5 protein-coding genes are annotated in these 5516 nt (G+C 61.9%); 1 reads left to right on the top strand and 4 read right to left on the bottom strand.

From position 1 onward, the window contains the following. The 4 genes from BMI87_RS21700 to BMI87_RS21685 form a co-directional block, all read right to left on the bottom strand. Positions 1-701: recombinase family protein (locus BMI87_RS21700; RefSeq protein ID WP_168175267.1), on the bottom strand; the 701-nt coding region annotated here is incomplete at its 3' end. A gap of 439 nt (positions 702-1140) precedes the next feature. Further along, positions 1141-3306, bottom strand: a complete 2166-nt coding sequence (locus tag BMI87_RS21695; RefSeq protein WP_078523529.1) for an AAA family ATPase — start codon at positions 3304-3306, stop codon at positions 1141-1143. A 131-nt stretch (positions 3307-3437) separates the two neighbouring features. Further along, positions 3438-4478: a GIY-YIG nuclease family protein gene (locus BMI87_RS21690; RefSeq protein ID WP_146681738.1), complete on the bottom strand. Its 1041-nt coding sequence runs from the start codon at positions 4476-4478 to the stop codon at positions 3438-3440. A gap of 38 nt (positions 4479-4516) precedes the next feature. After that, positions 4517-5005, bottom strand: coding sequence for a hypothetical protein (locus BMI87_RS21685; RefSeq protein ID WP_078523527.1), 489 nt, complete (start codon positions 5003-5005; stop codon positions 4517-4519). A gap of 121 nt (positions 5006-5126) precedes the next feature. Here BMI87_RS21685 and BMI87_RS21680 point away from each other — a divergent pair, with 121 nt between their 5' ends. After that, positions 5127-5318, top strand: a complete 192-nt coding sequence (locus BMI87_RS21680; RefSeq protein WP_078523526.1) for a ribbon-helix-helix protein, CopG family — start codon at positions 5127-5129, stop codon at positions 5316-5318. Positions 5319-5516 lie beyond the last annotated feature (198 nt).

Below are 5516 nucleotides of genomic sequence, written 5' to 3'. Positions count from 1 at the left end.
TTGCGGTTGCCCGAGATCGTCGAAAATGACCAGGTTCCAGCGGTTTTGCCCTTCGCGGCACGCGGGGCAGGGACGTTGCGCTCATTCAATTCGAATGCGATCGCCCGCGCACTCTCTCCAGCAGCAAAGCGTTCGAAGATATGGCGCACGATGGCAGCTTCGGTCGGCTCGATTACGAGATCACCCGTGCTGAGAGAGCCATCGGGCAGAGCGTTTCGATCGAGGCGATAGCCGAAGCTGAGACCGCCCGCTGATTTGCCTTGCCTGACGCGTCCCTCGAGGCCGCGATGGGTCTTCTGGGCAAGCTGGCGCAGAAACAGTGCTGACATCGTTCCGCCAAGACCGATGTGCATCTCGTTGATCTCACCTTCGGCTTTCGTGTGTATTGCCACACCGAGGAAGCGCATGCGCTTGTGTAGCCCGGCGATATGCTCCTGGTCGCGCGACAGGCGATCGAGACTTTCCGCAACGAGCAGGTCGAACTCGCCGCTTGCGGCCGCGCTTTGCATCTCTTGAAAGCCGGGACGAAGATGCGTGGCGCCGCTGATCGCCTCGTCATGAAAGACGCTCACAACCTGCCAACCCCGCTCTTCGCAGAGCTTGCGGCATAGGCGCACCTGGTCGGTGATCGAGGCTGCCGATTGAAGATCGGTCGAATATCGGGCGTAGATCGCAGCTCGAAGCGGCTGGAATGTGCTCATCATTCACTCCTCGCGTTCGGAACGTTGATATTCGCGTGCCGCCTGTCGTGCGAGAAGCTTCGCAAGTTCCTTGAAGGAGGGGTGACACGTTTGATCGCCGTGGGCTTGAGACGATTGCATGCCAGTGCCATCCGGCGCCGGAGGCGCCTGATGGCACTGGGCATGACGTCTCTGATCTCGCGCCATAGGCCGAGTTGCTCCTTACGCCAGCGCGCTTTGCGGTGACGATCTCGATGGGGTTTGATCTGGGCTGGGAGGCCCATGCGGGTGATAGGAACATCATAATTCATGCGCGGGTCTCATTCATGGGTAAGCGCTTCGTAATCCACAGAAATCAGCATCTTGGGCCGGTTTGGGGGCTTGGAAGTGCTGATTTCGACCAAGATTGCGTAATCTTGGTCGAACATGGCGGGTAGGTGCGGCGAGCGGGAAGAAGCGATCACGCAAACGGCGCGCTCTCGATCGTCCTCCGTTCCGAGCGCGAGGACTGCGAACGCCGATCCGAATTGGGGCTCAAGAGCCGTGCAAGCTCCTGTTTGCCCAGTTCCTGGCGCTCGCACAGCTCGCGCGCCGCAGCCTCGAGCCGATCCTGATGCGCTGCGAGCAACGCGTCTGCACGCCGCTCAGCGGACTCCAGTCGCTTGCGAACCTTCGCGTAAACGGCTGGATTGCGGAGGATTGTTTCGTCGATGCCATTGAGCCAGACATGACCGTGATGGCCGAGGCCGAACCGCGTCTCGATGTCGATGGCGCGGCGTGTTGCCAGCGCGAGATCGGACTCCGCGGAGCCGCCGGCTCCGGCCGAGATGTCGCCCAGCATCAGCCGTTCGGCGGCGCGTCCGGCAAGCAGGAAGGTCAGTTCGTCCTCGATATCTGAAAGGGTCTGGATCGCTCGGGACGGTTTCGGGTGCGCCTCGCCCCCGCCGTCGCGGCGGATCAACACGCGACTGATGGTGCCGAGACCCAGTTGAGTGAAGGCAATTGCATGGCCGATCTCATGGATTGCTGTGCGCCAGATCACCGCCGGGTCCGATTGCTGAAGGCCGCCGATCTGTCGGCGCAGATCGTGGAGTTCGAGCAGCCTCTTTTCTGCACGCGCCGAGCTTTTCGCCGTGCGGATCGCGGCATCAAGATCCGCCGCGCTCATCCCCACGGCGGCCTGAGCAAGGGAGCGAAGTTGGTCGTCGGGCAGATCGACATGCGCCTGCAGAACGCCGATCAGCGCGGCTGCATCGGGGAGAGGCACAGCGACGTGCAGATCGAACCGACCCGGCCGCAGGATTGCAGGGTCGAGCGCGTTGCGGTCATTCGTGGCGCCGACAATGATGACACCTTCCGCGCGGACGGTGGCGTCGATCTCGGCCAAGAAGGTGTTGATGACCTGGCGGCGATATTCGCGGTTGTGGCGGTCGGGCGCCCAGCGAGAGCCGGCGGCGTCGATTTCATCGATGAATAAGATGGAGGGGGCAGACTTGCGCGCCTCCGCGAAGCTCGCGCGCATCGCTGCGAGCATCTTGCCCAGATGGCCCTCAGCTTGCCATTCGCCGAAGCCGGCAGAGACAAAGCTCACATTGGCCGAGGCGCCCATCGCGCGCGCGAGGTAGGTCTTGCCCGTGCCGGGCGGACCGAAGAGCAGGAGCGATCGCGTCAGGTCAGTCCAGGCGACTTCGCCGCTTTGCCAAAGGGCTAAATCCTCGACGATACGCCGAGCGGCAATCAGCGCCTCGCCGTCGCCGGTCATGTCGGCGAGAGTCGGGCCCTTTGGCGAGGTAGCTGGTTTTGGAAGTGCCTGCGTGATCCGACGCGCGGCGTCCTCAGCACTCGGAGCACGCAGGGCGAAGCTCAGCGCTGCTGTGCTGAGCGCATCGAACTCAGCCGCGCTCGGCAGCAAGGCGGGGAGATTGGCAAGGTCCGAGGGCGCGTAGGTCAGATGGAGCAGCGAGAGGATGATCTCGCGCGTGAGCGGTGCGAGCGTGAGCGGGGCAGGCAGCGCCTCCGCAAGCGCGTCGGGCAACGCGGTTTCGTGCGGCATGAGAATGAGCAGCGGCTCGGTGCCCTCAAACAGTTCCTCGATCTCGGGCATGATGTCGGACCGCAGCATCTCGCCGAGGGTGTGGATCGACAGATCTTTGTGTTGCTTCAGTCGTTTCAACGGGCGCAGCGCGATCTCTCGATCGGTGGGAAGAAAATGGTCTTTGAGGACGGTGGCGGCATCGGCCAGTTCCGACCGCGACGCGCCGGTCATCAGCGTGACCGCGCCGGGCTCGAACAGGGCATCGATGCGACCTTGCGTTTCGAAGGTCGCCGCCAGCCGCAGGATCAGCGCGAGTTCGGTCGGGCGCAGGCCCGTGACTTTGGGGGCGCTCCAGAGTGAGAGCGCATCGGCGTCTTGTGGTGCAAGTGCCGTCCTCGTGCGTTCATCATCGTCGAGAGCGTCGAGATGGTCGCCGATCAGGGCAGCCTGATGCTCGGGATCGAGCCCGGTGAGGTCAGGGGGCGAGATCGGAGCGGCGCTGTCAGGCGATTGTGTCCGGGCCAGAGCGCAGAGGAGGAGGCTGCTCCAGGGCAGGTTGGGCAAAGACGGAGCGAAGGGCGTTTGGGTCATGGGAGGGTCCTGTGGGCATGTAGGGGGAAGGCGGTCCCGCGAGTCGCGGGACCGTTTGGGCGATGTGACGAAGGGAAGGTTCCTGGGGCAGATCGCGTGCGGCGAATGCCCAGAACGAGCCCTCGGATCGGCTAGGTGCTTGCGCGCCCTTCGACCTCGGCCAGCTCGGCGAAGATGGCATTGCGCAGCTCGGGCCTGTAGATTTCCGATTTCACCTTGAGGTGCTTGCGATAAACCGCGTGCGGCACCACCCCATCCGGGAACCTCTCGATCAGGCGTTTATGAACCTTCTTTTCCGCCCGCAGCGCAGCGCGCCCGGTGGGGAAATGGATCTCGGTGAGGATCCGATATGGCAGCACCTTCCGCACGAAGAGCTGATACTCGAAGCGCGAGTAGGTGTTGCCGGAGAAGCCGAGTTTGAGGACGGTTCTTTTGCCAAGATCGATTTCCGCGAAATAGATCGAACTCGGTTCATTCGACCAGCCCTTGCCGCAGCTCGGACATTGAAAACGCTGGGTCTTCATGTTGGCGATCGAGACACGGCACGACTCGCCGCAGCCTTCCGCATGGCGGTAGAGACGATAGTCTTTGTTTCCATCGGGATCGGGGCCAACCAGCTCCCATCCGTAAGCCTGCGCCTCGCGTTTGTAGCGCTCGACCATGCAGCTCTCGCATTCGATCTCGCCGCCTTCGGTGGCGACCTTCTTCGTTCGGCCGAATTGCAGTCGCTTCGTGTGGCCACAGGACACGATGAAATGCCCGTAATGCCGGTCCTTTTCATCGCGTTTCACAAAGGTAAGGCGGTTCACTTTCGCATCGGCGATCCAGCGCGCTTCCTTGCAGTTTGGGCATTGCGGCTGGAAGCCTGTCAGAACGCTGTGACGGCAGACGAACGTTCCCCGACACTTCTTGCATGCGAGGGCGAGGTGGTCCTTGTTTTTCACGCGCGCGAGCACATGATAGCCCTTCTCGGCAGCTGCGGCGTGCCATTGCGGATGGATGGGACCGGGCCAGATCGGGTGGGTTTCGCCGCGGATTGTCATGCTGGTTTTGGGAGCTTGGGCCATGAGAGAGCCCTCCGTGAAATTGTGCTGTGTGAACGGGCGCGGCAAACCGCACCCGAGCGGGTCACAATTGACCTTCAGGTAGGCGTGCTCGGACACGGGCCCCAAGGAGGGCCGGTGTCACTTCCACGCGGTATGTGGGAAGATCAGGCTTCGGCCTGCTCGAGCTCATCGAACGAAAAGACGTCGAGCAGCTGATCGAAGAGGATCACGGTGCGCTTGAGCAACTCGTTGATCCGCCGATCCGCGTCGCAGGTCTCGGTGACCAGAAGCTCATGGCCGCGGTTTCGGATCAGCTTACGAAATTGCGCACGTTGCGCGCCGTCTTCGTCGAGAAGCGCCATCCGGACAGCGTAGACGATGAGTTTGATCGGCTTCTCGGCGGGCAGGTGCGGCGTCTGGTCGAGGATCGCATCCTGCAGATGCAGCATAGTCTCCTGAGCTTCATCAGACGCCCTCTGCCAGCTGGCAAAGGCCGGGTCCCAGCTCTGCACGGCCGAAAGGTAGCTCTCGTAATCGAGAAAATCGGCGAAGGCTTCGAGAAATTGTGGGAACAGCGTCAGGATCGATGCTGCGGGATCGTCATTCGCGCCTTCATTCCGAATGTGGCGCATGATATTCGCGATGATAGCCATGGTTGTCTCCTATCCGAGATGGCTGTGGTCAGAGCGTTGGTGAGAGCTGCAACTCTTGCCTTCGCTCGCTTATCATGTAATTCTGTAATCACAAAGTCAATCCCCTTTGTGAGGAGATTTCATGTCAGAGAAGAAAAAGATGGGTCGACCGCCCGCAGGCACAGAGCCGGTGATGGTGCGTATGACCCACGAGATGGTGGAAGCGATTGATGCGTATCGGCGCGCCGCGGAGGACCTGCCGACACGGCCGGAAGTTATCCGGCGGGCGGTCGAGGCATACTTGGACGAGAAAAAGAAAAAGCGCGGCGAATAGTGGGCTGGTGCGCAGTTAAGAAGCGGCGATCCGGCGAATTAGCAAGAGCCTCACGGTCCGGGAGACTCGCTGGATGTAGCGAACGGCCGAGGCTGTGTGGAAACCCGTCGACGAGGGCTTTCTGATGCAAGTTTTCCGCACGGCTCGTTTTTCGCGGCCTTCGACCATTCCTTCGCGCGCATCGCGGCCTGGTGAGCC

Source organism: Thioclava sp. F28-4 (assembly GCF_002020045.1).
Taxonomy (GTDB): domain Bacteria; phylum Pseudomonadota; class Alphaproteobacteria; order Rhodobacterales; family Rhodobacteraceae; genus Thioclava; species Thioclava sediminum.
Note: the sequence above shows the minus strand (reverse complement) of the source record. Positions and strands in the feature narration are given on the sequence as shown.

Coding starts and splice junctions, on each gene's coding strand:
- BMI87_RS21695 (WP_078523529.1), bottom strand. CDS start 3,306: ATGACCCAAACGCCCTTCGCTCCGTCTTTGCCCAACCTGCCCTGGAGC.
- BMI87_RS21685 (WP_078523527.1), bottom strand. CDS start 5,005: ATGGCTATCATCGCGAATATCATGCGCCACATTCGGAATGAAGGCGCG.
- BMI87_RS21680 (WP_078523526.1), top strand. CDS start 5,127: ATGTCAGAGAAGAAAAAGATGGGTCGACCGCCCGCAGGCACAGAGCCG.